Source organism: Streptomyces sp. MMCC 100 (genome assembly GCF_041538145.2).
In the GTDB taxonomy this organism is placed as follows: domain Bacteria; phylum Actinomycetota; class Actinomycetes; order Streptomycetales; family Streptomycetaceae; genus Streptomyces.
Genome location: NZ_JBGORK020000001.1, coordinates 5439975 through 5453880, shown reverse-complemented (window position 1 = coordinate 5453880; position 13906 = coordinate 5439975). Strand labels below are relative to the sequence as shown.

Below are 13906 nucleotides of genomic sequence, written 5' to 3'. Positions count from 1 at the left end.
CAGCGGCCGCCCGCCGCACCTGCCTCGTGTCATTCGTCGCCGGGATTCCCCCGGACGAAGTCGATGACCAGTCGGTTGAACTCCTCGGCGTGCTCGATCATCGCCCAGTGCCCGCAGCGGTTGAGCAGGACCAGCCGGGAGTCGGGGATGTTCGCCAGCAGGAACAGGGAGCTCTCGAAGGAGACCACCCGGTCGTCGCGGCCGTGGACGAGCAGGGTGGGCACCGCTATGTCGCGCAGCCGGGCCGGGTCCACCCAGCGCGGCAGCGGCGCCCCGTGCGGCAGACCGGCCACGTAGTTGGCCAGGTGCTCGGGCCGGGCGAGGGCCGCCTGCGAACGGGCCTCGCACAGCTCCGGCGTCGCGAAGCGCGCCTTGTCGTAGCACATGATCTCGACCAGCCGGCGCATGTTCCGGGGGCTCGGGTCCTGGTAGGCCTCGATGAGGACCTTCAGTCCTTCGGACGGCCCGTCACCGGCCCCGAACAGGCTCGGCATGCGGCCCACCGGTGGTCCCATGGTCACCAGATGGCTGATCCGCCCGGGGTGCTCGGTGGCCAGCCGGAGCGAGGTCTGGCCGCCCATCGAGTTCCCCACGAACGCGGCCCGCGGAATGTCCAGTGCGTCGAGAAACTGGATCGCGGCGTCGACGTGGTCCAGCTGGTCGACCGTGGCCGGGTCCGACTCTCCCCAGCCGGGCATGTCGACGGCGTACACGTGGAAGTGCTGGGCGAGCGCCTCGATGTTGCCGCTGAAGTTGCTCCAGCCCGTCGCTCCCGGGCCGCTGCCGTGCAGCAGCACCAGCGGATGGCCGGAGCCGGCCTCGTAGTAGCGCAACGACCAGTCGCGCGTCCTGACCGTACGCGCGGTCTGTTCCTTGTCGAGTGCCATCAGCGCTCTCCTCCTTCGGTTCCTTCGGTCTCCCGCGGGGACGGTGCCGCGGCCAGCAACCCGGCCACCACGCCCGGGGCGCGGTGGCCCCAGCTGTGCAGCCGGTCGAGGGTGCGCACCTGCCAGGTGGCGTCGTCGATGATGAGCCCGCCCCAGCCGTACTCGACGGAGAAGCCGGAGGGGGTGAAGACGTAGAAGCTGTACATCTCGTCGTTGGGGTGCATCCCCAGCGTCATCTCGAACGGCTGCTTGGCGTCCATGCAGCGGTCGTAGGCCAGGCCCACGTCCCGGATGTCGGTGACCTCGATCATGAAGTGGTGGGTGCGCTTGGGCGACGGCATGTCGCCGAACGCGACGGAGTGGTGGCGACCGTTGCAGTGCAGGAAGATCAGATCCGCGACGATGCCGGGGGACAGCTCTTCGACGATGATGTCGCTGATCCTGAAGCCGAGCAGGTCGCGGTAGAAGCCGAGGTACTCCTCACGGCTCACCCCGTGGGCCAGCAGCACCTGGTGTCCGGCACCGCCGGCCCCGGTGACGAACTCGCCGAGCAACGCCTCGGAGACGAACGGGGTGCCGGCGTCGGCCAGCCCGGTGACCAGCTCGACGCGGTTGCCCATGGGGTCGGTGGTGGCGAAGATCCGCTGCACCCGGCGGTCGGCGGCGAGCGCCGCGTCCCCCTCGTCGACCCGGAGGCCGGCGGCGCGCAACCGCTCGACGAGCGCGTCGAGTTCGGCGTCGTCGTCGACCTCGTACCCGCTGACGACCAGGTCGTCGGCCGGTCCCCGGGTGACGATCCAGCGGTGCGCCTTCTCGTCCAGGCGCAGGGTGAACCGGTCCTCGCCCCGCTCACCGAGCTGCATACCGAGCAACTCGACGCCGAAGCGCTCCCAGTCGGCGAGATCGCCGACCTCGTAGACGACGTACGCGAGTTCCTTGACTCCGCTCATGGAAGATCTCTCCTTCTTCGACAGATGGGTGGGCGAGGGATCAGGCGGGGACGGCGAGCCCGCTGGTGTCGGCGGCGGCCACGAAGCGATCGGGGCGCATCGCCACCGCGCGCACTCCGTACCGGCGCAGCCAGGAGCCGAGCACACCGTCCAGGTCGACGAGTTCGCCGGGACCCTGGGTGTAGGCGTTCTGCGGGCGGATCGCGAGGTAGCGGGTGCCGAGCGCGTCCCACTGCCGGCGCTCTTCCTCGGTCAGCAGCGTCGAGGGGTCGACGTCGTCGCCCAGCAGCACGAAGGTGTCGCCGAGCAGCTCGTCCAGTCGCGCCATCCGGCCGACCGTGTCACCGACCACCGGCTGCGGCACCATCCGGCCGACGACCGAGGCGTCGCCGAGCGGGCCGCGCAGCCAGCCCGCCTCCAGTCTCGGCGGCGCGATCAGCGGCGGCTCGAAGGGGGTGACGAGTCCTTCGGGCGGCGGCGCGGACAGGGCGGCCCGCTCCTCGTCGGAGATCTCCTGCCTGATCACCCGGCCGAGCTGCACCGCGAGCCCGGTGTAGAAGGCGGCGTTCGGACGGCGCTCGGCCTCGTAGGTGTCGAGCCAGGACTCGGGCAGCCGTCCGGCCAGCACCCGGCCGAGCTTCCAGCCCAGGTCGTGCGCGTCGCGCATCCCGGTCTGCATCCCGGCGCCCGCCCACGGCGGCATCAGATGCGCGGCGTCGCCGGCCAGGAAGACGCGGCCGGAGCGCCAGGTCCGCGCCATCCGGACATGGTGCCGGTAGAAGGCGTGCTGATGGATCTCGACGTCGTCCTCGCTCACACCCAGCGCCTTGAGCAGAGGCCACACCTCGGTCGCGGTGGGGAAGTCGGCCTCGGTCTCGTGCGGCTTGAGCGGGATCTCCCAGCGGTGGTTGCCGGCCGACAGCGCGATGTCGACGACCGGCCGCTCCTTGTCCGTCCAGAAGGTGAGGAAGTCGCGGTCGGGCCACCAGCGCTTGACCCGGCAGTCGATGACGACCCAGGTGACCTCGTTGGTGTCGCCCAGCAGCTGGATGCCCAGCCGCTGCCGGGTCCTGCTGCTGCCGCCGTCCGCGGCGATCGCGTACCGGGTCCGGTACCGGCGGACCTCGCCGGTGGCCGTGTCGGTGGTGGTGACCGTGACCCCGGAGTCGTCCTGCTCGATCTCCGTCACCTCGGCGCCGTAGCGCACCGATATCAGGTCCCCCTGGTCCTGTGCGCAGGCCCGCAACTCGGCTTCCAAGGTCGGCTGGTAGATGTTGTAGAAGCGTGCCCGCGTCCCGAGTGCCGACGGCGGATGCTCGATGCGCATCACCTCGTGCCCGTCGTACGTGACCCAGCGCAGCGCGCGCTGCGGGTCGATCACCTTCTCGATGCGCTCGCCGATGCCCAGGCTCTGGAAGATCCGCACGGTCCAGTCGTTGACCGTGACCGCCCGTGCCCGGGAATAGATCTCTTTGTCCCGTTCGAAGGCGATCACTCGCGCACCCTGCTGAGCGAGGGTGAGAGCACCGACGACGCCCGTAGGGCCGTAGCCGATGACGGCGACATCCGCGTCGAAATCCTGGGACATGGCGGCCTCCTTGCCGGTCGTCCTCCAGTTTTGGACCGGTCGTTCAGTCCAATAGTGGGGACTGTCACATGGCCGAGAAGGTCGGTCAAGGGGGGTGGATCACGGATTCCGCACAGCAGAATTCCCACCCGTATCGCCGTCGGCCGCCTAAGATCCGGCCTGGTGAGCGTGGGTATGCTGCAGCGCGTGGAGACCAGAGGCGACAACACCGGCAACCGCAGGGGGCGACGCTCCCGTGAGGAGATCCTGGAGACCGCCTCGCGTCTGATGGCGGAACGGGGATTCGCGGCGACCACGCTGTCGGACCTCAGCCGTGAGTCGGGGTTGCCCAGGAGCGCGGTCTACCACCACTTCCGTTCCAAGGCCGGGCTGCTCTCCGCCGTCATGGAGCACGGTGCCCACGCCTTCTTCCAGCACATGGCGCGGGCACAAGCGAACCCTCCGCGCGAGGGCGGTGCACGGGAGCGGCTGCGCTGGTACCTCCAGCGCACCGGTGACGTCTTCCTCGCCCACCCGGACTTCCTGCGGCTGCACCTGATCCTGGTGATGAACGCCGAGGTGGTGGACGCGGCGGAGGCCGCCGAGGTGAACCGCATCATCGAACGGGTGCGGCGGGACGGCCGCGCGCACATGAACCACATGATCGCCGACTCGTTCGCCGAGTACGGCCCCGAGGCCGCGCGGACCGTGGCCGACCGGCTGGACTACTTCGCCATCGCGGGCTTCGACGGCGCCTTCGTCGCCTGGCAGGCCGACCCTTCCCGCTCGATGGCCGAGGCAATGGACCTGCTCACCGATGCGGTGGCGGCCCTCGGGGAGTCCATCGCCGTGCGCCCGCGCTCCTGACGGCGGGCAGCCCGGCCCGGCTGCAAGGGGCATGGGTGCCGGCACAGCGGCGAGCCGCCCCCAGTGACTGACACGTGACCGCGTCGTTCCTCCGCGATGCGCCGATTCCTCGGGCCGTGGGAGTTCGCTTCGGCTCCACCAGGGCGGGGATCGGCAGACCAACGCCGCCCCGCACCGCATCGTGTTTCACCCGGCTGCACCACGACCCGCGCACCCAGGCGTCTACGCGTCCCCCGGTCGATCCCCTGGCTCTTCGGATCCCGCCGCCCGACCGTCCGCCATGAACGGAACGCAAGGGCGGTCACTTTCTCGCCTTTCTCGGGCTTGTTCGCCCGGTTGGACATCAGCCGTCGGAGACGGAGCGGACCCCCATGGCTTCCAGCATCGCCACGAAGATCGACTCCACGAACGGATCGGGCACCGCGGCGAGAGCCTCCGCCAACCGGCTCTCGGACGGATCGGAACCCGCGTCCCTCGCCCAGTCCAACGCTGCCGGCACGGACTCGTCGGCCGACGGGAACCATTCCTCGACCGTCTCACCGCTCGCGGCCATGTAGGCAGCTATCGATTCCCTTCCCAGGCACGTCCGCCAGAATCCGGTCCGGACACCGAGGGCTTCGATCACAGCACAGTCACTGTCCATGACATAGGCACAGAGAGCAGGGGCCTTGGATCGTTCGACCATCATGGACAGTTCGTTCTCGGAGATCGGGTCCTCTCGGTCGATGGCCCACACTCGCCACCCCCCTTCAGCGTCCAGAAAGACGGACTCGTGCGACTCCGTGACTTCGGGCAGCTGCGCGCTCACCTGGTCGTCGGACTTCACAACGAGCAAAGATCCCCAGAAACCCATTTATCGCTCCTGCTTTCGTCTTCATGAACGTCGGACTCTCATCACGCGCCGTGCGGGCGCCGTCACACGCACAACGACGGCCGCACAGTATCCGCCTGAATAAGCACCCGCGCGGCGGGCGCTGTAACAAGATGAACCACCAACGGCGGCAACGCCGTACGCGGTGCCCTTGGCCACCTGGCCGAGGGCACCGGTGTCCACCGTCAGCCCACCGAATCCGCTACCACCCGCGGGCTCGGGATATCCGCCGGGCGGCGGAGGAACCGGTACCGGAGCCGGACCCGGCGCGGGAGCAGGGGCGGGGGCGGGGGCAGGGGCGGGGGCGGGAGCAGTGACCGGCTCGGGCACCGGCACCTCAGGAACCGGGCGATCCCATTTCCGAGCCGTGTAGACCACAACGCCCTTGTCCGTCGGGTGAGAATCGGCGATGACCATCTCCCTGGTCTCGCCCACATAACTCGAGGCAGGCGCAGCCATGTTGAACGACCCCGGCACCGGCTTCAAGGCCACCCGCGCCCGCAAGCTCACACCCGCCGAGAAGGAGGCCAACCGAGTGCTCGCCGCCGGACGCGCCCCCTCGAACGCGGCGTCGCCCACCTGAAGAACCGGCGGATCCCCACCAAACCGCGCACCGACCCCGCCCGCGCCACCCACCTGCTTCGCGCGCTGCTCGTCCTGGCGAACATCGAGTCCACTACCGGCAGATGATCTCTACCGCAGGCAGCCCGCGACCAGTACAAGCACCCGGAACAGCGTCACTGCGCCGGGATCGGCTGGGTGAGGTTCACCGGGTTGCCGTCGGGGTCCTGGATGTGGGCGACGCGCTGTCCCCACGGCATGTCGTTGGGGCCGCCGCGGACCGAGCCGCCCAGCGCCTCCACCCGGCCGAGCGTCTCATCGACGTCGTCGACACCGATGCTGAGTAGGATCCGCGACGCCTCCCGGTCTCCCGGGTTCGCCTTGGCCACCAGCCCGAGGTCGGTGTCGCCGATGCGCAAGCCGAGGTAGAAGACCGGGCCTTCCTCCGGCACCCGGAAGATCTCCTCGGCGCCGAACAGTTTCGTATAGAAGCCGAGCAGGACGTCGTGGTCGGCAGTCAAGATCACTGGCTGGATGGTGGACATGGCACTCCTGTCGAGAACGGTCGTGTCGCTGGGTAGACCGTTCGAGGACGGTGAACTCATCGGCAAAACCACCCTGCCGGACGATCTACCCCCCCCGGACTGCCGCCCACGACCAGCACGAGCACCCCGAAAAGGGGTCACGCCACCCCGCTGACCAGCCGCTTCGAGATGGCGGAGCTTCCATGTGCCCAGCGAGGTGCACATTCCGCTGAAGGCCCGCAAGGCGGAGCGCGAAGGCGGTTGTTCAGCCGTGGAACCCCTCAGAGGTGGGTGCCTTCGTCGCTGCCATGAAGGAGGATCGCCTGAACGCGCCGCTGCTGCTGACCCTGACGGGGCTCCGTCCGGCGGAGGTCTGCGGCCTGAGGTGGTCGGACATCGACCTGCACACGGACACGCTCAGTATCGCTGACACGCGGACCATGACGCTGTCCGATGGACGGGACTGCCTCTGAGGGGGCTCCGTGGGCGACGTCTTCCTGAACCGTGTTCGTTGCCTGATTCCGGCAGTGAACAAGGGGCCAATCTGCAGCACTTCGTACATGGACCAGTCTGAGGGAGTCCGGCAGCATCAAACGGTCAGGTACTACGGGGGAACGGCGGGTGATCTCCCAGTCTCACACGACTACCGGCGCGCTGACAGGGGGGTCACACGGTGCTCGGACACGGGCAGAGAAGGAATCGGGCGGTGACTGACGGCCGCACCCGGAGTGCCGGGGGAGAGTCCCGAACCGGGAGTGAACCCTGGGCATGTCCAGCGCCCCCAGGCGCGGATGGTGGCAGGGCTGCCCCGATCGTCATTCACACTCCCACTTTCCTGGAAGGTCGCGCCATGTCCGTGCAGGGCAAAGTCGTCGGCGTGGCACACGATGTCCAGGATGTCGTCCTGCTGGCACGCAGGCATGGTGTGGAGCTGGATGTTCAAGAACTGAACCGCACTCCGCTCATCGAGTGGCGGGGAGGCGGCTGCGCGGCGTGGGGGTTGTCCGAGGCCACGGGTCCTGGTCCCGAAACGGCAGTGGTCCAGCTGCCGGACACGCGCTGAACGAACGGGCCAGGAGTCGGGCCAGCCGTTCGGGGATCCGAAGGGGGACGGAGCGGCAAGCTGCCACTTGTCCCAGGCTGGTGGCGGCGTCGGAGAGCCTCCTGCTTGTGGTCACTTTCAGCTGAGGTCTGCGAAGGTCTCCACGGCTCGCGTCTTCCCCGTGACGACGATGACGTCATCTGCCTGGACGACGGTGTCGGCGGTGGCGTAGGTGAAGTCCTCGCCGGGGCGTTTGATGCCGACCACGGTGACGCCGTATGTGCTGCGGATCTGACTCAGCAGCAGGCGCCGATGAGCGCGAGGCAGCGGTGACCGCAAGCGACGACACCCGGCAAGGCTAGACCGTGTCTCACCATGATCGTGTTACGAGCTCTTTGCAATTGCGCTCGGCTGGGCGTGCTTCAGGGCGAGTCCCCAACGTCTCTCGAAAGGAGCAGGCGTTCACGAGTGGTACCGCGGTGTCGCGGGCCGGTCGGAAGCGATCACAGGGACCATCGGCCTTCCTCGGTGGACCGGTAGCCACTGATCGGCACGTTCCCGCCGCAGCAGGATCAGTCACAGATCGACTCGCCTGCTGAAACGGCCGGAACCAGGAGCGCTGCCATGCCTTCGACCTCTAGAGAACCTGAATCCCCGGATGGGACAGGTACGGATTGCCGTCCCAGTGCGAAATCCTCGCTCGGCCTGCCGGCAGCCACCGCCCTGGTGATCGGCAGCATCATCGGAACCGGGGTTTTCGCGCTTCCGTCCGCACTCGCGCCGTACGGGCCGATCGCCCTCGTGGCGTTCGTGGCGGTCACGCTCGGCGCCCTGGCGCTGGCGATGACGTTCGGAGCGCTGTCCAGGCGCACCTCGTCCAGTGGCGGACCTTACGTCTACGCCCGGGAAGCATTCGGGGAATTCGCCGGGTTCCTCAACGCCTGGTCGTACTGGATCACCGCGTGGGCCGGAAACGCGGCGATCGTGGTGGCATGGGTCGGGTACGTCGAAGTGTTCGTCAACACCAGCCATCGGGTGAGCGGTTCGGTGCTGATCGCCCTGGTAGGACTGTGGATCCCCGCAGCCATCAACCTCACCGGCGTGCGGAACACCGGCGCCTTCCAGGTGATCACGACGGTGGTGAAGTTCGTACCGCTGATCTTCATGGCGACCATCGGGCTGCTGTTCGTCGACCCGGACAACTTCGGTCCCTTCAATGCCAGCGGGCAGTCCACGCTGGGGGCGATCTCGGCGGCCGCGGCCATCGCACTCTTCAGCTACCTCGGGCTGGAAGCAGCTTCGGTGGTCACAGGGCGGGTACGGGAGCCCGGGCGCAACGTGCCCCGTGCCACCGTCTACGGAACGTTGGCCTGCGCGGTCATCTACATCCTGGGCACGCTCGCCGTCTTCGGCACCGTCTCGCACGGCGCGCTGGGCTCGTCCACCGCACCGTTCACGGACGCCGCCAACAGCATCTTCGGCGGCACGTGGGCGGGTAACACCGTGGCCGTGGCTGCCATTGTCTCCGGCATCGGCGCACTCAACGGCTGGACGATGCTCTGCGCGGAGATGCCGTACGCGGCCGCCCGCGACGGACTCTTCCCCGGTGCCTTCGCCAGGACGCGAGGCACCAGCGGAGTACCGGTCTTCGGCATCGTCGTCTCGACCGCGCTCGCCTCCCTGATCACGGTGTTCAGCTACACCCGCTTCGACGACGTCTTCACCAAGATCGTCCTGCTGAGTGTGCTCACCGCGGTGATCCCGTATCTGTTCTCCGCCGCCGCACAGTTGTACTGGGTCCTGGTCCGTGGCCGGGACGGCATCACTCTCGGCCGACTGGTCCGGGACGTCACCGTTGCCGCACTCGCCATGGCCTTCTCCTACTGGTCGATCCAGGGCAGCGGCTACCAGACGGTCTACTACGGCCTGTTCGTGCTGTTGCTCGGCCTTCCCGTGTACGTCTGGCTCAAGCGGGCCCGCCAAGAAGGTGAAGCGCCCGACGAACCCGCACCAGCGGCGTCCGACAGCTCGTCCGGCTCGGACGCGGCCATCCTTCCTGGCCCACGGGCACCGGAGACCACGCCCGCTCGCCTGCCCGGCCGCCGGACGACGGTCGTTCGCTTCCGCAGAAGCGCCGGGCGCGACCAGCACTGACCACTCGCCACCCCCTCCCTGGAGCTTGCGACCATGACCGTCTTCCACGTCGACTCCGAGGTCGGCCGACTTCGCCAGGTCATCCTGCACCGGCCCGGACTCGAACTCTCCCGCTTGACCCCTCGCAACGTCGACGCCCTGCTGTTCGACGACATCCTGTGGGCCAAGCGCGCCCGCGAAGAGCACGACGCCTTCGCCCAGGCCCTGCGGGACCAGGGCGTGCGCGTCCACTACTTCGCCGACCTGCTCGCCGAGGTCCTCGACATGACCCAGGCCCGCACCTGGCTCCTGGACCGGATCATCACGCCTGGCGCCGTCGGCCCCGCCCTCGCGGAGCCGATACGGCACCTGTGTGCCGACCTCGACGGTGAAACCCTCGCCGGCTACCTGATCGGCGGCCTGCTCAAGGACGACCTGCCGCTGACCACTGTGAACAGCCTGTTCTGGAGCACACTCGGTGAGGAGGACTTCGCCCTCACCCCGCTGCCCAACCACCTCTTCCCACGCGACAACTCGTGCTGGATCTACGACCGGCTCTCCGTCAGCCCCATGGCGAAACGCGCTCGGCGCCGGGAGAGCCTGCACGCCGCGGCCGTCTACCGCTTCCACCCGCTGTTCGCCGAGTCCGCCACCAGCCCGATCCTGGACGACTCCTCGGCGCCCGGCGGCCCGGGCACCCTGGAAGGCGGTGACGTCCACGTCCTCGGCAACGGCACGGTCATGGTCGGCATGGGTGAACGCACCACCTCCCAAGCCGTCGAGGCCCTCGCCACCCGCCTCTTCGCCGAGGGTACGGCCAAGCGCCTGCTGGCGGTCCAACTCCCCGCCACGCGGGCATACATGCACCTGGACACCGTCCTGACCATGGTCGACCGGGACGCGTTCGCCATCTATCCGGGCCTGGCCGACTCCCTGCGCTCCTGGTCCTTGACGCCCAGCACGGATCGTGCCTGCGGCTTCGACGTCATCGCCGAGTCCGACCTCGCCACTGCCCTGGCCGAGGCCCTCGACCTGGACAAGGTACGCATGCTGTCCGCACCGCAGGACGTACGCGCGGCCGAGCGCGAACAGTGGGACGACGGCAGCAACTTCCTCGCCGTGGCCCCCGGTGTCGTCGTCGGCTACGAGCGCAACGTGACCACCAACACCTACCTGCGCAAGCAGGGCATCGAAGTGATCACCATCGCCGGCGCCGAACTCGGCCGCGGCCGGGGCGGCCCCCGCTGCATGAGCTGCCCCATCGAACGCGACCCGGTCGTCTGACCGCCACCCACGAGGAACCGCCATGAGCATCGACCTACGAGGCCGCTCCTACCTGAGCGAGCTCGACTTCACCGCACCGGAGATCAGTCATCTCCTGGACCTCGCCGCCGACCTCAAGGCGGCCCGGCGCCTGGGCACCGAACAGCCGCGCCTGACCGGCCGGCACCTGGCCCTGATCTTCGAGAAGACCTCCACCCGTACCCGCTGCGCCTTCGAGGCCGCCGCAGCCGACCAGGGAGCCGCCACCACCTACCTCGGCCCCGGGGACACCCATCTCGGCGCGAAGGAGTCCGTCGCCGACACCGCCCGTGTCCTCGGCCGCATGTTCCACGGCATCGAGTACCGCGGCGCGGGCCAGTCGGTCGTCACCGACCTCGCCGAACACTCCGGCGTGCCGGTCTTCAACGGGCTGACCGACACCACCCACCCCACCCAAAGCCTCTGCGACGTCTTCACCATGCGCGAACAGAGTTCGAAGCCCTTGGCGGAGATCAGCTACTGCTATCTCGGGGACGCCCGCAACAACATGGGCAACTCCCTGCTGTCCATGGGCGCCCTGCTCGGTATGGACGTGAGAATCGCCGCCCCCAGAGCGCTGTGGCCCGAACCCGGTCTCGTCACCGCATGCCGTTCCCTCGCCACCGTCAGCGGGGCACGCATCACCCTGACCGAGGACGTGGAGGAAGCCGTCCACCGCGCCGACTTCCTGCACACCGACGTGTGGGTGTCCATGGGCGAACCGACAGAAACCTGGCGGGAGCGAGTCGAACTGCTGCTGCCCTACCGCGTCGACGACAAGACGATGGCGGCTACCGGCAACCCGGACACCAAGTTCATGCACTGCCTGCCGTCCCTGCACGACCGCAGCACCCGTCTGGGCAGGCAACTGTTCGACGCCTACGGGCTGGACGGACTCGAAGTCACCGACGGCGTCTTCTCCTCGGCCGCCTCCCTCGTCTTCGACCAGGCCGAGAACCGGCTGCACACCATCAAGGCGGTACTCGTCGCCACCCTGGAGGACTGAACCATGCGCATCGTCGTCGCCCTCGGCGGCAACGCACTTCTGCACCGGGGTGAACGCCCCGACGCCGCGGTGCAGCAGGCCAACATCGACAGGGCTGTCACCGCCCTCGCCGCCCTCGCCCGCGACAATGAACTCGTCATCACGCACGGCAACGGGCCCCAGATCGGCCTGCTGGCCGTCGAAAGCGCCGCCGACCCCGTCCTGACCACTCCCTACCCGCTGGACGTCCTGGGCGCTCAGACGCAAGGCATGATCGGATCTTTGCTCGCCCGGGCCCTGCGAGGTGCCCTCCCCGGACGGCAGGTCGCCGCCCTCGTCACCCACACCGTGGTCCGTGCGGGCGACACGGCCTTCGCGCGGCCCACCAAGTTCGTCGGCCAGGTCTACTCGCGGGAGGTGGCGCACGTCCTCGCCCGCAAGCGCGGCTGGCACATCGCCAAGGACACCACGGGATGGCGCCGCGTCGTCCCGTCCCCGGCGCCCGAGGCCATCGTGGAGACGGACACCGTCCGCGCCCTGCTGAGCAGCGGAACGCTGGTCGTCTGCGCCGGCGGCGGAGGCGTTCCCGTCACGGCCGATCGCGACACCGGAGAGCTGACCGGGGTCGAAGCCGTCGTCGACAAGGACCTCACCGCGGCCCTGCTGGCCGAGGAACTCAAGGCTGATCTTCTGCTCATCCTCACCGACGTCCCGAACGTGTACGTCGACTTCGGCACGCCTCGCCAGCAGCCCGTGCTCGACGTGACCCCCGCGCAGCTCCGGGACAGGGCCTTCCCCGAGGGCTCGATGAAGCCCAAGACGGAGGCCGCCGCCCGCTTCGTGGAACGGACCGGTGGCCTGGCCGCGATCGGAGCGCTCGATGCCGCGTACGCCATCGCCCACGGAACGTCGGGGACGCTCGTGCGACCCGAACTCGCTCTCGGATGACAGGCAGCAGACGGCGAACCGGAGAGCCGGATGCCGGGACGATCGGCTTCCGGCCAAGGACCAGTGGCCCCTGCTGTCACCGCCTGACGGGACCAAGACTTGAAGCAGCCTGAAGGAGGATCTCCATGACCCGCACCATCACCGTCGGACTGGACGGCTCGCCGGCGAGCCTGGCCGCCGCAGACTGGGCCGCACGCGAAGCACAGCTGAGGGACCTGCCCTTGAGGCTTGTGACCGCGTGGGAGTGGCAAGCCCCCGCCTTCGCACCGACGACCGGACTCGGTGTGCCGGTGCCGCCGAGTGACCTCCAGCGGGCTTCGGCACAGCGCCTGTTGGCCCGGGCGCGGTCCCGCGTCGGCGAAGCCCGTCCCGGGCTGCGGATCGACACGGACGAGATCCCCGGTCTGCCCGTCCCGGCTCTGCTGAAGGCCGCCGAGGACGCCGAGCTGCTGGCACTGGGTTCCCGCGGGCTGGGCAAGGCGGCGGGGTTCCTGTTGGGTTCCGTCTCCCATGCCGTCCTGGGCTCGTGCGAGCGGCCCGTCGTCCTGGTCCGCGCTGCCGAGTACGGTGAGGAGGAGGCGCTGCCGGAGACCTCGGCACGCAAAGCCTCAGCCGTCACCGGCCACCGTGACGTCGTCCTGGGCCTGGACCTGCACAAGCCCAACGACGCGGTGATCGACTTCGCGTTCGACGCGGCTTCACGGCGCGCCGCACGCCTACGGATCATTCATGGCTGGACGCTGCCGCCCTACTACTACGGCGGCGCCCTCATGCCCGACCTGAACGACGGCATGGTCAAGCAGGTACAGGGCGAACTGTCCGATGTCCTGCGACCGTGGCGGGGCAGGTACCCCGCCGTGGAGGTCGGCGCGCAGGCCACGATCGGTGGCGCGGGTCGCCACCTGGTCGACGCCTCGTACGGCGCCGCTCTCGTGGTGGTGGGCCGACAGAACCGTCGGGCGACGGTCGGTGCTCATATCGGTCCGGTGACCCAGGCGCTGCTGCATCATGCCGTCGCTCCTGTGGCGGTGATCTCGCACGATTGACCGAGAAAGGACTGCCTGGGACAGCGAACGCCACCAGGAAGGCTCCCCCTGCCCGATCCTCAGCCCATCTGTACGTGATCGGCGGGAACCGCCGCGTACAGGTGGGCTGTTCGCTCGTCGATGGTGGCTGAAGGTTCCTGTGGATGGGGGCTGTTGAGTCCCTGGGGTGTGGATCTTCGGCGTCGGGGGACAGCCAAGACCAGGTGCTCGCCGGGCTGAGGCC

General features: G+C 68.9%; 15 protein-coding genes. 9 read left to right on the top strand and 6 right to left on the bottom strand.

Translation table 11 applies throughout. The features are described from left to right. Positions 1-29: 29 nt before the first annotated feature. Genes ABS735_RS25340 through ABS735_RS25330 form a run of 3 tightly spaced genes read right to left on the bottom strand, consistent with a single transcriptional unit; the run spans position 30 to position 3425 of the window. Positions 30-887 (bottom strand): alpha/beta fold hydrolase, encoded by an 858-nt coding sequence (locus tag ABS735_RS25340; RefSeq protein WP_373900252.1) that lies wholly within the window; start codon positions 885-887, stop codon positions 30-32. Beyond that, a complete protein-coding gene (locus tag ABS735_RS25335; RefSeq protein ID WP_373900253.1) occupies positions 887-1837 on the bottom strand; it encodes a VOC family protein in 951 nt (316 codons plus the stop codon). Before ABS735_RS25335 ends, ABS735_RS25340 begins: the two co-directional genes overlap by 1 nt. A 40-nt stretch (positions 1838-1877) precedes the next feature. Beyond that, entirely contained in the window at positions 1878-3425 is a 1548-nt protein-coding gene (locus ABS735_RS25330) for a bifunctional 3-(3-hydroxy-phenyl)propionate/3-hydroxycinnamic acid hydroxylase (protein WP_373900254.1), read from the bottom strand. A 186-nt stretch (positions 3426-3611) separates the two neighbouring features. On the opposite strand from ABS735_RS25330, the gene ABS735_RS25325 reads away from it, so the two are divergent. Then, entirely contained in the window at positions 3612-4271 is a 660-nt protein-coding gene (locus ABS735_RS25325; protein WP_373900255.1) for a TetR/AcrR family transcriptional regulator, read from the top strand. 343 nt (positions 4272-4614) lie between these two features. On the opposite strand, the gene ABS735_RS25320 is transcribed toward ABS735_RS25325, so the two are convergent. Further along, complete coding sequence (locus ABS735_RS25320; RefSeq protein WP_373900256.1) at positions 4615-5124, bottom strand: hypothetical protein; 510 nt, start codon at positions 5122-5124, stop codon at positions 4615-4617. Between the two features lie 475 nt (positions 5125-5599). Between ABS735_RS25320 and ABS735_RS25315 the strand changes: the two genes are divergently transcribed. Then, positions 5600-5725, top strand: coding sequence for a hypothetical protein (locus ABS735_RS25315; protein ID WP_373900257.1), 126 nt, complete (start codon positions 5600-5602; stop codon positions 5723-5725). Between the two features lie 154 nt (positions 5726-5879). Here the strand turns inward: ABS735_RS25315 and ABS735_RS25310 are convergent, their stop codons facing one another. Continuing rightward, on the bottom strand, positions 5880-6248 hold the full coding sequence (locus ABS735_RS25310) for a VOC family protein (RefSeq protein ID WP_373900258.1): 369 nt from the start codon (positions 6246-6248) through the stop codon (positions 5880-5882). Between the two features lie 287 nt (positions 6249-6535). On the opposite strand from ABS735_RS25310, the gene ABS735_RS25305 reads away from it, so the two are divergent. Both ABS735_RS25305 and ABS735_RS25300 read left to right on the top strand, forming a co-directional pair. After that, the gene (locus tag ABS735_RS25305) at positions 6536-6700 is read left to right on the top strand and encodes a site-specific integrase (RefSeq protein ID WP_373900259.1); all 165 of its coding nucleotides are present in this window, start codon (positions 6536-6538) and stop codon (positions 6698-6700) included. A 377-nt stretch (positions 6701-7077) separates the two neighbouring features. Continuing rightward, positions 7078-7290 (top strand): hypothetical protein, encoded by a 213-nt coding sequence (locus tag ABS735_RS25300; RefSeq protein WP_373900260.1) that lies wholly within the window; start codon positions 7078-7080, stop codon positions 7288-7290. 117 nt (positions 7291-7407) lie between these two features. Here the strand turns inward: ABS735_RS25300 and ABS735_RS25295 are convergent, their stop codons facing one another. Continuing rightward, positions 7408-7608, bottom strand: a complete 201-nt coding sequence (locus ABS735_RS25295) for a cation:proton antiporter regulatory subunit (protein WP_373900262.1) — start codon at positions 7606-7608, stop codon at positions 7408-7410. Positions 7609-7995: 387 nt separating this feature from the next. Between ABS735_RS25295 and ABS735_RS25290 the strand changes: the two genes are divergently transcribed. The 5 genes from ABS735_RS25290 (at position 7996) to ABS735_RS25270 (ending at position 13683) form a co-directional block, all read left to right on the top strand. Beyond that, positions 7996-9423: an APC family permease gene (locus ABS735_RS25290; protein ID WP_373900264.1), complete on the top strand. Its 1428-nt coding sequence runs from the start codon at positions 7996-7998 to the stop codon at positions 9421-9423. 33 nt (positions 9424-9456) lie between these two features. Next, a complete protein-coding gene (locus ABS735_RS25285) occupies positions 9457-10686 on the top strand; it encodes an arginine deiminase (RefSeq protein ID WP_373900265.1) in 1230 nt (409 codons plus the stop codon). A gap of 22 nt (positions 10687-10708) precedes the next feature. Beyond that, positions 10709-11710: an ornithine carbamoyltransferase gene (argF, locus tag ABS735_RS25280; protein WP_373900267.1), complete on the top strand. Its 1002-nt coding sequence runs from the start codon at positions 10709-10711 to the stop codon at positions 11708-11710. A gap of 3 nt (positions 11711-11713) precedes the next feature. Next, positions 11714-12637: a carbamate kinase gene (locus ABS735_RS25275; RefSeq protein WP_373900268.1), complete on the top strand. Its 924-nt coding sequence runs from the start codon at positions 11714-11716 to the stop codon at positions 12635-12637. Between the two features lie 125 nt (positions 12638-12762). Continuing rightward, a complete protein-coding gene (locus ABS735_RS25270; RefSeq protein WP_373900269.1) occupies positions 12763-13683 on the top strand; it encodes a universal stress protein in 921 nt (306 codons plus the stop codon). The last annotated feature ends 223 nt before the right edge of the window (positions 13684-13906 follow it).

Excerpts from the sequence above, each read along its gene's own strand:
- ABS735_RS25340 (WP_373900252.1), bottom strand. The coding sequence starts at position 887 with ATGGCACTCGACAAGGAACAGACCGCGCGTACGGTCAGGACGCGCGAC.
- ABS735_RS25335 (WP_373900253.1), bottom strand. The coding sequence starts at position 1,837 with ATGAGCGGAGTCAAGGAACTCGCGTACGTCGTCTACGAGGTCGGCGAT.
- ABS735_RS25330 (WP_373900254.1), bottom strand. The coding sequence starts at position 3,425 with ATGTCCCAGGATTTCGACGCGGATGTCGCCGTCATCGGCTACGGCCCT.
- ABS735_RS25320 (WP_373900256.1), bottom strand. The coding sequence starts at position 5,124 with ATGGGTTTCTGGGGATCTTTGCTCGTTGTGAAGTCCGACGACCAGGTG.
- ABS735_RS25315 (WP_373900257.1), top strand. The coding sequence starts at position 5,600 with ATGTTGAACGACCCCGGCACCGGCTTCAAGGCCACCCGCGCCCGCAAG.
- ABS735_RS25310 (WP_373900258.1), bottom strand. The coding sequence starts at position 6,248 with ATGTCCACCATCCAGCCAGTGATCTTGACTGCCGACCACGACGTCCTG.
- ABS735_RS25305 (WP_373900259.1), top strand. The coding sequence starts at position 6,536 with ATGAAGGAGGATCGCCTGAACGCGCCGCTGCTGCTGACCCTGACGGGG.
- ABS735_RS25300 (WP_373900260.1), top strand. The coding sequence starts at position 7,078 with ATGTCCGTGCAGGGCAAAGTCGTCGGCGTGGCACACGATGTCCAGGAT.
- ABS735_RS25285 (WP_373900265.1), top strand. The coding sequence starts at position 9,457 with ATGACCGTCTTCCACGTCGACTCCGAGGTCGGCCGACTTCGCCAGGTC.
- argF (WP_373900267.1), top strand. The coding sequence starts at position 10,709 with ATGAGCATCGACCTACGAGGCCGCTCCTACCTGAGCGAGCTCGACTTC.
- ABS735_RS25275 (WP_373900268.1), top strand. The coding sequence starts at position 11,714 with ATGCGCATCGTCGTCGCCCTCGGCGGCAACGCACTTCTGCACCGGGGT.
- ABS735_RS25270 (WP_373900269.1), top strand. The coding sequence starts at position 12,763 with ATGACCCGCACCATCACCGTCGGACTGGACGGCTCGCCGGCGAGCCTG.